The following is a 13,939-nucleotide window of genomic DNA, read 5'->3' as shown; positions in this document are numbered from 1 at the left end:
CTCTGGACGGTGTTAAAGGTTGCTGTGGTTCGGCTCCACTCTACCCGACCCGTGCGGCATCTCAGGTTGTGGATCGCCCCGGTGCGACCGCCCGTCGCACACCGGCGCGGGCGGCGGTGAGAGTGAGCACGAGCAGCGTCACCGGCCAGAACCCGCCGAGTGACACGGCGTCGCCGAACAGCGCGTCCTCCAGCCACAGCACGACGAACTTGCTGCCGGGCAGGATCAGCACGAGCATCACGACCGAGGTCAGACGCCGCGCGGTCGTCGAGGCTGCACGCAGGCGCGCCACGACCGCCTTCTTGACGCGCAGCACGACCTCGAGGACGAGCTTCAGCATGATCGCCGTCGCCAGCGAGACGGCAAAGCTCTCCGAGATGACGCTCGGGACGAACTGCGCGGTGAGGTTGAGGATCACCAGGTAGACGAGCACGTCGACGAGATGCAGCGGGTCGATTCTCATGTCACGGTTCCCCTCGCGCACCGCGGGTGTGCTGTTCACGCTCACTCTAGGACAGGCGTGCGAAGTGGATGAGAGCACGCGCGCGCGGCGTGCGGTGTCGCTGGAGACGTGATGCGCGTGTCGGCGAAGGACTACGTCGTCTGCGCGGATGCCGTCTCGATGATGCGCGACGCCCGAATCGGATGGCCCGGTGCGGTCAGGCACTGCCCGCTCTCCAGGTCCCACTTCCAGTCGTGGAGCGCGCAGGTGAGCACGCCGTCCTCGATCTTGCCGGTCTTGGTGAGGTCGGCGCGCAGGTGGGGGCAGCGCCGCTGCACCGTCCACTCGCCGATCTCGGCGTCCTCGGTCTGATCCGACTGCTCCGCGTACCAGTTCTCGACGTACTCGATGCGGTCGCGGGACAGGCACTTCAGGAACGTGGTGAGGAACTCGTTGAACTTGCCGCTGCGGCCGACGGCGAACTGCATCGACAGGAAGATCGAGTTCGACCAGTCGATCTCATGATCACGGATGTTCGTCGAGACAAGATCGGCGGGGATCGTGTACCAGTAGATGCACTCCTCCCCCGCGTACTCGCGCACTTTCGCTTTCGGGAAATCGACGACCATGTCGAGCTCGCCGATGCGGAAGCGGACGTTGCCGCCGACGCCGGTGCGGATCGTGCGGGCGCGACGCAGCAGCGGCTCCCACCACTCCTGCAGCGCAGCGAGCATCTCCGCAGGTGCCATCGGCTCGGCCCGCGTCTCGATCTCGGCGAGGACCTCCGCCTGACGGCTGTCGCGCTGCTCGGCGAGGTACGCCCACTTGTCCTCGAAGACGCGGTCGATCTCTTCGGGCGTGTAGAGAGTCTGCGTGATCTCGATCGTGCCGCCGTTGAGGTCGACCTGCGTGCCGGGGACGAACTCGTAGCCCTTCTGATCCGGACGCTCGGCGCGCATGTGGGTGAGGAACTGGCGCTGATCGGTGAAGATCGAGTCGTCTTCCACGCCCCAGCCGTTGAAGCGGAACAGATCGTCGCGCAGGAACATGGGCGGGCCTGCCATGGGGAAGACGTGCTCGGCATCCACCTTCTCGATGTAGTACATCGCGCGCTTGTTCTGAGCGTCGCGCTTCAGCTTCGCGAAGTGCTGCTTCGAGTCCTGCGGCAGGTCGTAGACCATGGGCCACCAGATCGCGCCGGAGACCTGCGTGAAGTACGCGTCGGGCTTGGAGAACGAGAGCAGGCGCTCGAGGTCGAGCGGGTGCGAGTCGTTCTGGTTGAGGATGCTCGCGGTGCCGTCGTCGACGCTCAGCGACGAGTCGCCGATCGGGCCGTCGCTCGGCGCACGCAGCGGCGTCACCATGATCTTCAGCCCGCCGGGGTACTCGAGCGTCTGGCCCGCCTGCGTGAAGACGATGTTGTCGTAGCCGAGGCGGCGCAGGTCCACTTCGAGGTCGTCGGTCGGGTACTCGGGTAGCAGGACCCGGATGTCATTCGGCACGTACCGTTCCAGCAGTGTCGGATCGAAGTGATCGCGGTGACGGTGCGAGATGTAGAGGAAGTCCGCCTTGCCGAAACGCTCCCAATCCAGGCCCCGGTTGTCGGGGAACGGGAACCACGATCCGAAGAAGCTCGGGCCCATCACCGGGTCGCACAGGATGCTGCCGCCCGTCGTCTCGATGAACATTCCGGCGTGGCCGAGGCCTGTGATGCGCATGCGTCCTCCTGGTCGAACAGCTCCCGAGTCTACGCGCGGGAGTCGTCAGCGCCGCTCAGGCGATGCCGCTCTACGGCGCGGACAGCCCCAGACGGGGGGAGAGACGGGCGAAGCCCTCGGCGAGTCCACCCTCGAGCGCGTCGACGACGTGACCGGCACCCGGGACGACGTAGCTGTCGACGTTCCACCCTGCCTTCGCAGCCGCTGCGGCCCCGCGGCGGGCCTGATCGATGTAAGCGGGGTCGTTCTGACCAGCAGTGAACAATGCCCACTCGTTGGGATACCCCCCCGCGTGAGAGCTGAGGATGCTCGTCGGCTTGGCGGCGTCGTACGCCGCGATCGAGCCGCCGAAGACGTCTGCGACGGTCTCATCGGGGTGCTCCGATCCGGGATCGATCTCGCCACTGACGGACAGCAGATTTCCCCAGACGTCGGGGTGCTCGGCGGCGTACTTGAAGGCGCACCCGCCCCCATTCGAATAGCCGGCGATGGTCCACTGGCCGGGGCTCTGCTGCACGGGGAGTGTACGAGCGAAAGCGACCACGTCGCGCGTCACGTACGTTTCGACGTTGCCGTACATCGCCGAGTCTGCGCAGGCGGGATCGCGGCTCGGGTCTCCGAGCTGATCGACGACGAGCACGTATGGTGCGAGACCCTTGTTCTTCTGGGCTTGGGCGTCGAGGACCTTTGCGATGTACTGCGGATCCGGGTCTCCCGGCTGGCCCATCATCAGGATGACCAGCGGCAGGCGCGGCGGATGGGCCGTGCGGGCGGCTGGAGGTTTGTAAATGCCGGCGGTGCGGGCAGCGAAACCTGACTGCGTCGCGGGGATCTCGATCGTTCCCTGCTCACCCGTGGCGGGCATATCCGCCGGAGGCTGCCACGTGCGGTAGAGGTTCACGTCGCCGTCGGGGCCGCTCGTTCCCGTCTGCAGCGTGATCGGTCGGTTGATCTGAATGTGGAAGAAGCTTGCAACGGTGGGTGTGAGCCCGTAGTACGCATTGATCCCCAGCGTCGCCTCGATCAGGAAGATCGGGATGGCGAGGACAGCGACCACTCGCCGCCGCCACGGAGCCCCCACGAGGTTCGCGACGGCCAGCCCGACGGCTGCCAAACCGCCCGCACCCCAGACGACCGCCTGCCACGGCAGTGGCATGCCGAACAGGTTCGTCTTGCGTGCGTACAGCGCGAAAGCGATGGCCGCGCTCGCGCCGACCGTCATCGACAGTGCGGCCCACAACGGCCAGCGCTCGACGCGTCGGCGGATGAGGAGGAAGACGATCAATCCGACGCTGAGCGCGCCGACGACCCCGATGAGCCAGGGCTCATCGATACGGAGTTCGAGGAAGGAGGCCACTCGTGGTGTCTCTCGGGGTGCGATGGTCTTGGCGCACCGCTCAGGCGGTGCGCGCGATCCGGCCCAGCACGCCGTGCACGAACGAACCCGAGTCGTCGGTCGAGAACTCCTTCGCGAGTTCCACCGCCTCGTCGATCACCACCGCGGCCGGCACCTCGTCGTTGAACATCAGCTCCCACACCGCCAGGCGCAGGATCGCCCGGTCGACCGCCGGCATCCGCTCGATCTTCCAGTCGCGCGCGTGGGTGACGATCTGCTCGTCGATGTCGTCGCGGTTGTCGATGACACCGTCGACGATCTCGCGCGCGTACAGCCACGAGGCTTCGCGAGCGGGCTCGTTCGCCGCCCGCTTCGCTTCCGCGGCGAGGGTCACCGCGAGCTCATCGCCACGGACGTCGGATTGGAAGAGGATGTCGAGGGCGCGCTTGCGCGCCTTGGACCGTGCGCTCATCGCTTCGAAGACCGGTCGTCAGTTGACGCGGCCGAGGTAGTCGCCCGTGCGGGTGTCGACCTTGACCTTCGTGCCGGTCTCCAGGAACAGCGGAACCTGGATCTCGTAGCCGGTCTCCACGGTGGCGGGCTTGGTTCCCGCCGACGAGCGGTCGCCCTGCAGACCCGGCTCGGTGTAGGTGATCTCCAGCACGACGGAGGCCGGCAGCTCGATGTAGAGCGGGTTGCCGTTGTTGAGGGCGATCTGCACCTGCTGGTTCTCCAGCAGGAAGTTCGCGGCATCGCCCACCGTTGCGGCGCCGACCGTGATCTGGTCGTAGTCGGCCACGTCCATGAAGACGAAGCCCTCGCCGTCGTTGTAGAGGTAGGTGAAGTCACGGCGGTCGACGTTCTCGATCTCGACCTTGGCGCCCGCGTTGAACGTCTTGTCGACAACCTTGCCGGTCATGACGTTCTTCAGCTTGGTGCGCACGAACGCACCGCCCTTGCCGGGCTTGACGTGCTGGAACTCCACGACGCTCCAGAGCTGTCCGTCGATGCTGAGGACGACGCCGTTCTTGATGTCTGCGGTCGATGCCATGAGTGTGGAGTTTCCGTTCGTGAGTTCGAGGGGGCGCACGCGGTGGCGCGCGGCCGACAGTCGATCTTAGCCCACGGCCGCGCGGGCGTCCGGGGCTCAGCCTTCGGCGGCGCCGACGATGACATCGATCAGCAGCGCCGTGGCACGTGCGTAGCCGGCGACGCCCTCGCCGATCACGTGCACGACGGCAACGTCCGCCACGTACGAGTGGTGGCGGAAGCTCTCACGCTCGTACACGTTGGAGATGTGCACTTCAGCCACCGGCAGCGACACCCCCGACAGCGCATCGCGGAGCACGACGGAGGTGTGGGTGAGACCTCCCGGGTTGATCACGATCCCGGCGCAGGTGGTGCGCGCCTCGTGGATCGCGTCGATCAGCACACCCTCGTGATTGCTCTGGACCGCCTCGACGTCGAAGCCGCGCGCAGCGGCGGCATCCTGGACGATCCGCTCCACGTCGGCGAGGGTGTCGTGCCCGTAGACGTCAGGCTCGCGGATGCCGAGCAGGTTGAGGTTGGGGCCGTTCACCAGCAGGAGGCGTCGAGGGGTCGTCACGCGCTCACCCTACCGGCGCGCACCATCACGAGCTCGGGACCGATGACGCTCGTGAGCCTCTCCCCCGTCGCGACGAAGCCGACTTTGCGATAGGCACCCTGCGCGCGATGGTTCTCGGCGTGCACATCGAGCGTCAGCTCGTCGGCCCCACGATCCCGGGCCCATGCCCCGGCCACATCGACGAGGCGCCCGAGCAGTCCCGTACCCCGGTGCGACGGCGCCACGTAGACGCCCACGATGTCTGCGCGCGCCTCGGTCACGGGTCGACCCAGATGATCGGCGGTGCCCGCCGCCCGGAGGAGGACGGTCACCGTGCCGACCCACCGCCCGTCGTCGTCGGCGATGAACTGAGCGGCCTCGTCGGACAGCGACGCGCCCGCGGTGCGCTCGCGCCAGAACACCTCGTCGTGCGCACGCTCCTGTTCGACGGTGGACAGGAAAGCGATGGATACCGCCGGATCGCCGACGGCCTCGATGCGGAGGTCGCGGATCTCCCGCCACTCCGCCGCGCGGACGCGCCGGACGACGGGCTCGCTCACTCGGCGACTTCTTGATAGGCCGCGAACAGGAGGGACTCGTCCGGGGCCTGCAGAACGGTCGGCTTCGCGATGTCGTCGAGGACGATGAAGCGCAGCATCGCACCGCGCGTCTTCTTGTCGCGCTGCATGGTGGCCAGCAGCTGCTTCCACGCGCCCGCGCGGTACGAGGTCGGCAGTCCGAGCAGTTCGAGGATGCGGCGGTGCCGCACGGCCGCGTCGTCGGAGAGGCGGCCGGCGAGCCGCGACAGCTCCGCGGCGAAGAGCATGCCGATCGAGATCGCTGCGCCGTGGCGCCACTGATACCGCTCGGCGTGCTCGATCGCGTGGCCGAGCGTGTGCCCGTAGTTCAGCACTTCGCGCAGCCCGGCTTCGCGGAGGTCCTCGCCGACGACGCGCGCTTTCATCTCGATCGCCAGCTCGATACAGCGTCGGAACGCCGGGGACTGCGGATCGACGGCGGCGTCGGGATCCGCCTCGATGAGATCGAGGATCTCCGGGTACCAGATGAAGCCGGCCTTGACGACTTCGGCGAACCCGGCCACCCGCTCGTTGCGGCTGAGCGTGTCGAGCAGAGCCAGGTCGCAGATCACCGCGCGAGGCGGCCAGAACGCGCCGACGAGATTCTTGCCCTCCGCCGTGTTGATGCCGGTCTTGCCGCCGACGGCGGCATCGACCATGCCGAGCACCGTCGTGGGCACCTGCACCACCGCGACGCCGCGCAGCCAGGTCGCCGCGACGAAGCCCGCCAGGTCGGTCACGGCTCCCCCGCCGAACCCGACGACGGCGTCGGTGCGCGTGAAGTCGGCCTGGCCCATGACCTGCCAGCAGAAGGCCGCCACCTCGACGCGCTTGCCCTGCTCGGCATCCGGAACCTCGGCGAGCAGCACCTGGCGATCCCCCGACCCGAGCAGCAGCTCGCGCAGCTCGGTCGCCTGCGCGGACAGTGTCGGCGGGTGCACGATGAGAACCTTCTGTGCGGCGGGAGGCAGAGCGTCGCCGACCATGCCGAGGATGCCTCGTCCGATCGTGATGTCGTAGGGCTGGTCCCCGGCGACGCCGATGACGGTGGTGTCGGTCATTCCTGTGCTCCTCGCGCCTGATCGTCACTGGGCAGCTCCGCCTCGATCCACGCCGCGAGGGCATCGACCGTGTCTTGCAGAGGACCGGCGGACGTGTCGAAGCTCACGTGTGCGAGCCGTTCGTAGAGGGGGCGGCGCGCAGCGTAGATCTCGTGCCAGCGCTCCACGGCGTCGCCCTCCTGCAGCAGGGGGCGCGCGCCGCCGCGGATGCGAGCCGCGACATTGTGCGGCGCGACGGTCAGCAGCACGACGCGGTGACCGGCGAGCGCGGTTTGAGTGCCGGGGTGCAGCACCGCTCCCCCGCCGAGTGCGACGATGCCGCCCGCCTGCAGAGCATCGGCCACGGCCCGGCGCTCCAGCTCGCGGAAGTGCTCCTCGCCGTGGGTGGCGAAGATGGTCTCGATCGGGCCGTGCTCACGAACGATCACGGCGTCGCTGTCGGTGAACGGCAGGCCGAGGCGTTTGGCCACGCGCTTGCCGACGCTCGTCTTCCCCGCCCCCATCGGGCCGATGAGGACGATCGCAGGGCTCGTCATCCGAGGGCGTCGTCGCTGTCCGAGGCCGTCTGCAGGGTCTCGGGGATCGCGGAGAGGTAGCTGCGGAGATTACGAGCCGTCTCGGCGACGCTGTCGCCGCCGAACTTCTCCAGCACCGCTTCGGCGAGCACGATCGCGACCATGGCCTCGGCCACCACGCCCGCGGCGGGCACGGCGCAGACGTCGGAGCGCTGATGGTGCGCGGTGGCGGCCTCGCCCGTCGTGACGTCGATGGTCCGAAGCGCGTGCGGCACGGTCGCGATCGGCTTCATGCCGGCGCGCACGCGCAGCACCGTCCCGGTGGACATTCCACCCTCGGTGCCGCCGGCCTTGTCGGAGGAGCGCGTGATGCCCTCGGATGCCGCGAACAGCTCGTCGTGAGCCGCCGAACCCCGTCGGCGTGTGGTCTCGAAGCCGTCGCCGACCTCCACGCCCTTGATGGCCTGGATGCTCATCAGTGCCTGTGCCAGCTTGCCGTCGAGGCGGCGGTCCCACTGCACATGGGAGCCCAGGCCGGGCGGAAGGCCGTAGGCGAGGACCTCGACGATGCCGCCCAGGGTGTCGCCGTCCTTCTTCGCGGCATCCACCTCGGCGACCATGGCCGCAGACGTCGCGGGATCGAAGCACCGCAGCGGATCGGCGTCGAGCGCGGCGACGTCGTCCGGAGTCGGAAGGGCAGCGCCTGCGGGCACGTGAACGGGGCCGATCGACAGCGTGTGGCTGACGAGGCGGATGCCGAGCTCACCGAGGAACGAGCGGGCGATCGCACCCAGAGCCACACGCGCCGCCGTCTCGCGGGCGCTCGCACGCTCGAGAATCGGACGGGCCTCGTCGAAGCCGTACTTCTGCATACCCACCAGGTCGGCGTGGCCCGGGCGGGGTCGGGTGAGGGCAGCACCGCGCCCGCGCGACATCTCGGTCATCTCGACCGGTTCGGCGCTCATGACCTCGGTCCACTTGGGCCACTCGGTGTTGCCGATGCGCAGCGCGATCGGGCTTCCCATGCTGAGCCCATGCCGGACGCCGGCGGAGATGGTCAGTTCGTCCTCTTCGAACTTCATCCGCGAGCCGCGGCCGTAGCCGAGCTTGCGACGCGCGAGATCGGCTTGGATCGCGGCGCGGGAGACGGGGACGCCGGCGGGCAGACCCTCCATGAAGGCGACGAGTTCGGGGCCGTGCGATTCGCCGGCCGTGAGCACGCGGAGCATTCGCCTAGTCTCCCACGAGCGCGCGGGCCATGATGTCCACGACGGCATCCTCGCCGGGCAGCGGCTGCTCGACGTCGCCCGTCCGGAACGCGCGGATCTGCAGGACGGCCTGTCGCACCAGCATGCCGAGTCCGTTGACGGCGGGTGCGCCGGTCGTCTGCCAGGCCGTGGCCAGCGGGGTCGGCCAGTGGCCGTAGACGACGTCGTAGAGCAGCCCTCCGCCGGAGGCGACACGTCGTGCGGTGTCCTCCGGCAGGTCGGCCCCGCCGGGCAGGGTGGAGACCGTGAGCGCCACGGGCGCCGGCCGGACCGTTTCGAGCGGCGCGATCGAGACGGCCACCGACAGGCGCTCCCCCAGCTGGGCGAGGGCGTGCGCGGCGTCGGGCCGTCGCGCGACCACATCGACCGTGTGGGCGCCGAGCTGCGCGAGAGCGACGAGCGCAGACGTCGCGGTCGCCCCCGCGCCGATGATGCGTGCGGTCTCGATCGTGTCGAGTCCGTGGGCTCGCACGTCGCCGACGATTCCGCCGACATCCGTGTTGAAGCCGCGCCACTGCCCGCCCACGCGGACGAGCGTATTGACGGCGCCGGTGAGCTCGGCCGTGCGATCACGGGCCGCGGCGGCCGCGAAGGCCTCGGCTTTCAGCGGAAAGGTGAGCGAGAGCCCTCGAAATGCCGGGGCGAGCCGGCCCACCTCCCCCGCGAAGTCGGCCGCGGCGACGCGCCGCCGTCCGTAGGTCCAGTCCCAGCCCAGCGCGGCGTATGCAGCGGCGTGGATCTGCGGCGAGAGGCTGTGAGCGATCGGGTCGCCCCACACCTCCAGCAGCGACCCGACCGGGACCTCAGCAGTCGGCACTGTCATTGGCGGCACACCACTGCTGCCACTGCGCGACGGCCTTCTCGTGCTCGGCATACGTGGTGCTGAAGATCGTCTCCCCGGTGTCCAGGTTGACCGTCACGAAGTACAGCCACGGACCGTCGGCCGGGTGCATCGCCGCATCGATGGCCAGGTCGCCGGGGTTGGCGATGGGCCCGATCGGCAGACCCGGGTGCAGGTATGTGTTCCACGGGTTGTCGTTGGCGAGGGCCTCCGCCGAGGAGCTGGCCGTGCCCTTGTTGATCTCGTTGTAGCCGTACTGCGCCGTCGAGTCCATCTGCAGCAGACCGTGGGTCTCCTCGTTGTTGGGGTCGAGGCGATTCTCGATCACACGGGACACCTTGTAGAAGTCGGCCGTGAACCGTGCCTCGCGCTGGATGATCGACGCGACGGTCAGGATGCGCTCGCGCTGGTCGCTCGGCACGCCGGCCTTGTCGAGAGAGGTCACCGTGCGATCGACCAGGGTCTTGATCACCTGCTGCGCCGTCGTTCCCGGATCGAACGTGTACGTCGCCGGGAACAGCCAGCCCTCGAGCGTGGTGGCGCTGACACCGTACTGCGAGGGATCGGCGACGGCCGCCTGCAGGTCGGCGAGCGGGATGCCGGTGCCGTCGGCGAGTCGCGTCAGGGTCGAATTCATCGTCAGACCCTCGGGCAGCTGCGCCGTGTTCTCGCGTCGACTGGTGGGGTCTTCGAGAGCCTTGAGAGCCGCTTCGGACGACATCTTCTGCTTCAGCGCATACACGCCCGGTTGGAAGTCCGGGTTCTGTCCGGTCTTGATCAGATAGTCGTAGAAGGCGGTGTCGGTCTTTGTGACTCCGGCCTGGAAGAGTGAGGTCGAGATCGTCGATCCGGTGTCTCCGGTGACGATCGTCACGGTGGCGTCACCCTCGGCGATGCCGTCCTCGTAGTCCTTGGGCTCTTCCCAGCCCATGAAGGCTCGAATCTTGTCTTCGTAGGTGTTCCAGACATAGAAGCCGCCACCCACGAAGCCACCCAGGATCGCCAGGATCACGCCGAAGATCACCCAGCCCGCGATGCGACTCTTCCGGCGATCGCGATCGTGCCGGTTGCCGTGCCCGCGGTCGGAGTGCGCTTCTGCGCTGAAGAGCGCATCGAGCTGCTGATGCGCGGGTGCAGCGTGGGCGACCGGTGACTCCGGTGCCGCGGCCGCAGGGCGCGGTTCGGCAGCTTCGTCGCCCGCGCGCGCGGAGGCCGGCGCCGCGGTCGGTGTGCTCGTGTCCGACGGGGTCGTCTCGGGGGCGGCGTTCGCTGCAGCCGCAGCCTCCCTCGCGGCGCGGCGCGACGGCGGGACGGGGGCCCCTTCGCCCGATGCCGGCGCCTGCTCGCGCGGGGTCGGCAGCTTGCTGAACAGGTCCGCGAACTCGTCGTCGTTCGGCGGGGTGTCAGGCATCAGGCGGGCTCCTGCGGGTCGGGCACGGCGACACCGGCGGGGGCGCCGGTGCTCTTCTCGACGTCGATCGCCTGCTGCAGCAGGACGACGGCGGCGACTTGGTCGACAATCCTACGAGACGAACGCTGGGAGCGTCCGGCATCACGCAGCGCCGCGTGCGCGCTCACCGTGCTGAGGCGTTCATCGACGAGGCGCACCTCCACCCCGGATGCCGCGCGCACCTCGCTCGCGAACGCACGTGCATCATCGGTGGAGGCGGTCTCGCCGCCCGACAGGCTGATCGGCAGGCCGACGAGCAGCTCCATGGCGGAGTACTCGTCGGCGAGGCGCGCGATGTGCGCCGCTGCGGCATCCGTTCGGGGCACCGTCTCCACGGGGACGGCAAGCAGGCCGTCGCGATCGCACCGTGCCACCCCGATGCGCGCCTTGCCGACGTCGATCCCGAGGCGAACTCCCGGCCGGAAGCCGCTCACGCTCCGGGGGTCTCCAGCGCACGCGTCACTGCTGCGAGCGCCCGCGGGAGGGCATCCGCGTCGGTGCCGCCGCCCTGCGCGACATCGTCACGCCCGCCGCCGCCGCCGCCGAGCGCTGCGGCGGCGCTCTTGGCGAGCACGCCTGCCTTGGCACCCGCCGCGCGGGCTGCGTCGTCGGTGGCGACGATGACGATGGGCCGGCCGCCGACGACGGCGCCGAGCGCGATGACGGCACCGGCGCCCACGCGCTCGCGCACCTGCAGGGCCAACGTGCGCACATCGTCCGCCGACGCCGCGACACCCAGCGACTGGGCGACGAGGCGGAACGCGCCGGTCGCCTGCGCCGACCCGGCCAGTTCCGGCAGCCGGCTCTCCAGAGCTTTGGCCTCGAACTGGGCGATGCGCTTCTCAGCGGCCTTCAGGCTCGCGGCGAGATCGGCGACGCGGCTCGCGAGCTGGTCTTTGGGTGTCTTCAGCGAGGTCGACAACTGCGAGACGATGGCACGCTCGGCAGCGAGCTCCCGGAAGGCGTCCAGACCGACGAGAGCTTCCACGCGTCGCGTGGACGCGCCCACGGACGACTCCCCGACGAGGTTGATGAGGCCGATCTCCGCACTGGAGCTCACATGTGTGCCGCCGCACAGCTCGCGCGACCAGGGGCCGCCGATGTCGACCATGCGCACCGTGTCGCCGTACTTCTCGCCGAACAGCGCCATCGCGCCGGCGGCCTTGGCCTCGTCGAGAGGGAGGACGCGCGTGCTCACCTGCAGATTGTCGCGCACGGCGTTGTTCGCGATCTCCTCGATCTCCGTCTTGGTCGCCTCCGACAGTGTCTGACCCCAGGAGAAGTCGAACCGCATGTAGCCGGCGCGGTTGAGCGATCCGGCCTGCGTGGCCGACTTTCCGAGCGTGTCGCGCAGGGCCGCGTGCACGAGGTGGGTCGCCGAGTGCGCCTGCTGTGCCGCGCGGCGGTTGACGGCATCCACGACGCTCGTCGCGGGCTGGCCCACGCCGACCTCGCCCGAGGTCACCTCGACCGTGTGACTGACCAGCCCCGGCACCGGGCGCTGCACGTCCAGGACCTCGAGTTCGTAGCCGGGACCCACGATCACACCCTTGTCGGCGACCTGTCCGCCGCTCTCGGCGTACAGCGAGGTCTCGGCGAGGATCACCTCCGCGATCTGCCCCTGCACCGCCCGCTGTGCGGGGGCACCGTCGACGAGGAGTCCGAGGACGGTCGACTCGGTCTCCCAATCGGTGTAGCCGGTGAAGACGGTCTCGCCCTTCGCGCGGAAGTCGCGGTAGACGCTGGTATCGGCCAGTTGGCGCTTGCGCGAGCGCGCGTCGGCCTTCGCACGAGCGCGTTGCTCATGCATCAGGGTGTCGAACGCATCGCGGTCGACGGTGAGCCCCGCCTCCTCGACGATCTCCATCGTGAGGTCGATGGGGAAGCCGTAGGTGTCATGGAGCAGGAACGCCTCTGCGCCGCCGATCGTGGTGCCGCCTGCGTCCTTGGCCGCCGCGATCGAGGCGTCGAGGTTCTCCGAGCCGGCGGCGAGAGTGCGCAGGAACGTGGCCTCTTCCGCGAGGGCGTAGGTCACGAGACGGTCGTAGTCGGCGCCGACGATCGGGTAGGCGTCCTTCATCGCGTCGCGTGACGCCGCGAACAAGGTCGCGAAGGTCGGTCCGTCCACGCCCAGAAGACGCATGGAGCGAATCACGCGGCGCATGAGGCGGCGGAGGATGTAGCCGCGGCCCTCGTTCGCCGGCGTCACGCCGTCGCTCAGCAGCATGAGCGAGGAACGCACGTGGTCGGCGACGACGCGGAAGCGCACGTCGTCGTCGTGGTCGGCGCCGTACGACTTTCCCGACAGCGCCACGGCGGCGTCGAGCACGGGGCGCACCTGGTCGGTCTCGTACATGTTGTCGACGCCCTGCTTGAGGAACGCGATGCGCTCCAGGCCCATGCCGGTGTCGATGTTCTTGTTCGGCAGTTCGCCGACGATCGTGAAGTCGTACTTGCTGCGCACGTCCGTGATCTCGTACTGCATGAACACGAGGTTCCAGATCTCGACGTAGCGGTCGTCGTCGGTCGCCGGTCCCCCGTCGATGCCGTACGCGGGACCGCGGTCGAAGAAGATCTCCGAGCACGGGCCGGCCGGGCCGGGCAGTCCCGTGGACCAGTAGTTCGTGTCCTTACCCAGACGCTGGATGCGCTCCTCGGGAAGATCGGTGAGACGCAACCACAGATCGTGCGCTTCGTCGTCCTCCTCGTAGACCGTGACCCACAGGTCCTTCGGGTCGAAGCCCAGTCCACCGTCGTCCTCGGATGTGGTCAGCAGCTCCCAGGCGTAGCGGATGGCGCCTTCCTTGAAGTAGTCGCCGAACGACCAGTTGCCGAGCATCTGGAAGAAGGTGCCGTGCCGCGGGGTCTTGCCGACCTCTTCGATGTCGTTGGTGCGGATGCACTTCTGATTGTCGGCCGCGCGAGCGTAGGGGGCCGGCACGTCACCGGACAGGTAGGGGATGAACGGCACCATTCCGGCGACGGTGAACAGCAGTGCCGGGTCGTCGGTGACCAGGGATGCCGAGGGCACGATCGTGTGCCCGTTCTTCTCGAAGTAGTCCAGGTAGCGCTGGGCGATCTCGGCGGTCTTCATCTGTGGGTTCCTCGGCAGAGCACGGGCGTGCGGGACGGACGGTCCCGTACG

The 13,939-nt window shown here is 68.9% G+C and carries 14 protein-coding genes; all 14 read right to left on the bottom strand.

Annotation, left to right across the window (positions count from 1 at the left end; translation table 11 throughout):
• Nucleotides 1-61: 61 nt before the first annotated feature.
• The 14 genes from ACT53O_RS07625 to alaS all read right to left on the bottom strand — a co-directional run bounded on the left by ACT53O_RS07625 (nucleotide 62) and on the right by alaS (nucleotide 13,888).
• Nucleotides 62-463 carry a hypothetical protein gene (locus ACT53O_RS07625; protein ID WP_476151684.1) on the bottom strand — a complete coding sequence of 134 codons (402 nt, stop codon included), beginning with the start codon at nucleotides 461-463 and terminating at the stop codon, nucleotides 62-64.
• Nucleotides 464-594: 131 nt separating this feature from the next.
• Complete coding sequence (locus tag ACT53O_RS07620; RefSeq protein WP_476151683.1) at nucleotides 595-2,160, bottom strand: Rieske 2Fe-2S domain-containing protein; 1,566 nt, start codon at nucleotides 2,158-2,160, stop codon at nucleotides 595-597.
• A gap of 70 nt (nucleotides 2,161-2,230) precedes the next feature.
• Nucleotides 2,231-3,517, bottom strand: a complete 1,287-nt coding sequence (locus tag ACT53O_RS07615) for an alpha/beta hydrolase (RefSeq protein ID WP_476151682.1) — start codon at nucleotides 3,515-3,517, stop codon at nucleotides 2,231-2,233.
• Between the two features lie 40 nt (nucleotides 3,518-3,557).
• Complete coding sequence (nusB, locus tag ACT53O_RS07610) at nucleotides 3,558-3,968, bottom strand: transcription antitermination factor NusB (protein ID WP_036291068.1); 411 nt, start codon at nucleotides 3,966-3,968, stop codon at nucleotides 3,558-3,560.
• Nucleotides 3,969-3,986: 18 nt separating this feature from the next.
• Complete coding sequence (gene efp / locus ACT53O_RS07605; RefSeq protein WP_036283795.1) at nucleotides 3,987-4,547, bottom strand: elongation factor P; 561 nt, start codon at nucleotides 4,545-4,547, stop codon at nucleotides 3,987-3,989.
• Nucleotides 4,548-4,643: 96 nt separating this feature from the next.
• Nucleotides 4,644-5,102: a type II 3-dehydroquinate dehydratase gene (aroQ, locus tag ACT53O_RS07600; protein WP_036318126.1), complete on the bottom strand. Its 459-nt coding sequence runs from the start codon at nucleotides 5,100-5,102 to the stop codon at nucleotides 4,644-4,646.
• Nucleotides 5,099-5,641 (bottom strand): GNAT family N-acetyltransferase, encoded by a 543-nt coding sequence (locus ACT53O_RS07595; protein WP_476151681.1) that lies wholly within the window; start codon nucleotides 5,639-5,641, stop codon nucleotides 5,099-5,101. The genes aroQ and ACT53O_RS07595 overlap by 4 nt, the downstream gene beginning before the upstream one ends.
• On the bottom strand, nucleotides 5,638-6,720 hold the full coding sequence (aroB, locus tag ACT53O_RS07590) for a 3-dehydroquinate synthase (RefSeq protein ID WP_039416000.1): 1,083 nt from the start codon (nucleotides 6,718-6,720) through the stop codon (nucleotides 5,638-5,640). The genes ACT53O_RS07595 and aroB overlap by 4 nt, the downstream gene beginning before the upstream one ends.
• Entirely contained in the window at nucleotides 6,717-7,256 is a 540-nt protein-coding gene (locus ACT53O_RS07585; RefSeq protein ID WP_135949223.1) for a shikimate kinase, read from the bottom strand. Before ACT53O_RS07585 ends, aroB begins: the two co-directional genes overlap by 4 nt.
• Nucleotides 7,253-8,464, bottom strand: a complete 1,212-nt coding sequence (gene aroC / locus ACT53O_RS07580; protein WP_039415998.1) for a chorismate synthase — start codon at nucleotides 8,462-8,464, stop codon at nucleotides 7,253-7,255. Before aroC ends, ACT53O_RS07585 begins: the two co-directional genes overlap by 4 nt.
• Nucleotides 8,465-8,468: 4 nt before the next feature.
• Nucleotides 8,469-9,326 carry a shikimate dehydrogenase family protein gene (locus ACT53O_RS07575; RefSeq protein ID WP_476151680.1) on the bottom strand — a complete coding sequence of 286 codons (858 nt, stop codon included), beginning with the start codon at nucleotides 9,324-9,326 and terminating at the stop codon, nucleotides 8,469-8,471.
• Nucleotides 9,307-10,755 carry an endolytic transglycosylase MltG gene (gene mltG, locus ACT53O_RS07570; protein ID WP_476151679.1) on the bottom strand — a complete coding sequence of 483 codons (1,449 nt, stop codon included), beginning with the start codon at nucleotides 10,753-10,755 and terminating at the stop codon, nucleotides 9,307-9,309. The genes ACT53O_RS07575 and mltG overlap by 20 nt, the downstream gene beginning before the upstream one ends.
• A complete protein-coding gene (ruvX, locus tag ACT53O_RS07565; RefSeq protein ID WP_112931551.1) occupies nucleotides 10,755-11,228 on the bottom strand; it encodes a Holliday junction resolvase RuvX in 474 nt (157 codons plus the stop codon). Before ruvX ends, mltG begins: the two co-directional genes overlap by 1 nt.
• Nucleotides 11,225-13,888: an alanine--tRNA ligase gene (alaS, locus tag ACT53O_RS07560; RefSeq protein ID WP_347417054.1), complete on the bottom strand. Its 2,664-nt coding sequence runs from the start codon at nucleotides 13,886-13,888 to the stop codon at nucleotides 11,225-11,227. The genes ruvX and alaS overlap by 4 nt, the downstream gene beginning before the upstream one ends.
• Between the last annotated feature and the right edge of the window lie 51 nt (nucleotides 13,889-13,939).

The organism is Microbacterium sp. DMC48, from assembly GCF_056313825.1.
The sequence above is the reverse complement of the archived record's forward strand: the minus strand, read 5'-3'. Positions and strand labels throughout refer to the sequence as shown.

What these genes read in the sequence shown, in the direction of transcription:
- ACT53O_RS07625 (WP_476151684.1), bottom strand. Translation starts at nt 463, where the DNA reads ATGAGAATCGACCCGCTGCATCTCGTCGACGTGCTCGTCTACCTGGTG.
- ACT53O_RS07620 (WP_476151683.1), bottom strand. Translation starts at nt 2,160, where the DNA reads ATGCGCATCACAGGCCTCGGCCACGCCGGAATGTTCATCGAGACGACG.
- nusB (WP_036291068.1), bottom strand. Translation starts at nt 3,968, where the DNA reads ATGAGCGCACGGTCCAAGGCGCGCAAGCGCGCCCTCGACATCCTCTTC.
- efp (WP_036283795.1), bottom strand. Translation starts at nt 4,547, where the DNA reads ATGGCATCGACCGCAGACATCAAGAACGGCGTCGTCCTCAGCATCGAC.
- aroB (WP_039416000.1), bottom strand. Translation starts at nt 6,720, where the DNA reads ATGACCGACACCACCGTCATCGGCGTCGCCGGGGACCAGCCCTACGAC.
- ACT53O_RS07585 (WP_135949223.1), bottom strand. Translation starts at nt 7,256, where the DNA reads ATGACGAGCCCTGCGATCGTCCTCATCGGCCCGATGGGGGCGGGGAAG.
- aroC (WP_039415998.1), bottom strand. Translation starts at nt 8,464, where the DNA reads ATGCTCCGCGTGCTCACGGCCGGCGAATCGCACGGCCCCGAACTCGTC.
- ACT53O_RS07575 (WP_476151680.1), bottom strand. Translation starts at nt 9,326, where the DNA reads ATGACAGTGCCGACTGCTGAGGTCCCGGTCGGGTCGCTGCTGGAGGTG.
- mltG (WP_476151679.1), bottom strand. Translation starts at nt 10,755, where the DNA reads ATGCCTGACACCCCGCCGAACGACGACGAGTTCGCGGACCTGTTCAGC.
- alaS (WP_347417054.1), bottom strand. Translation starts at nt 13,888, where the DNA reads ATGAAGACCGCCGAGATCGCCCAGCGCTACCTGGACTACTTCGAGAAG.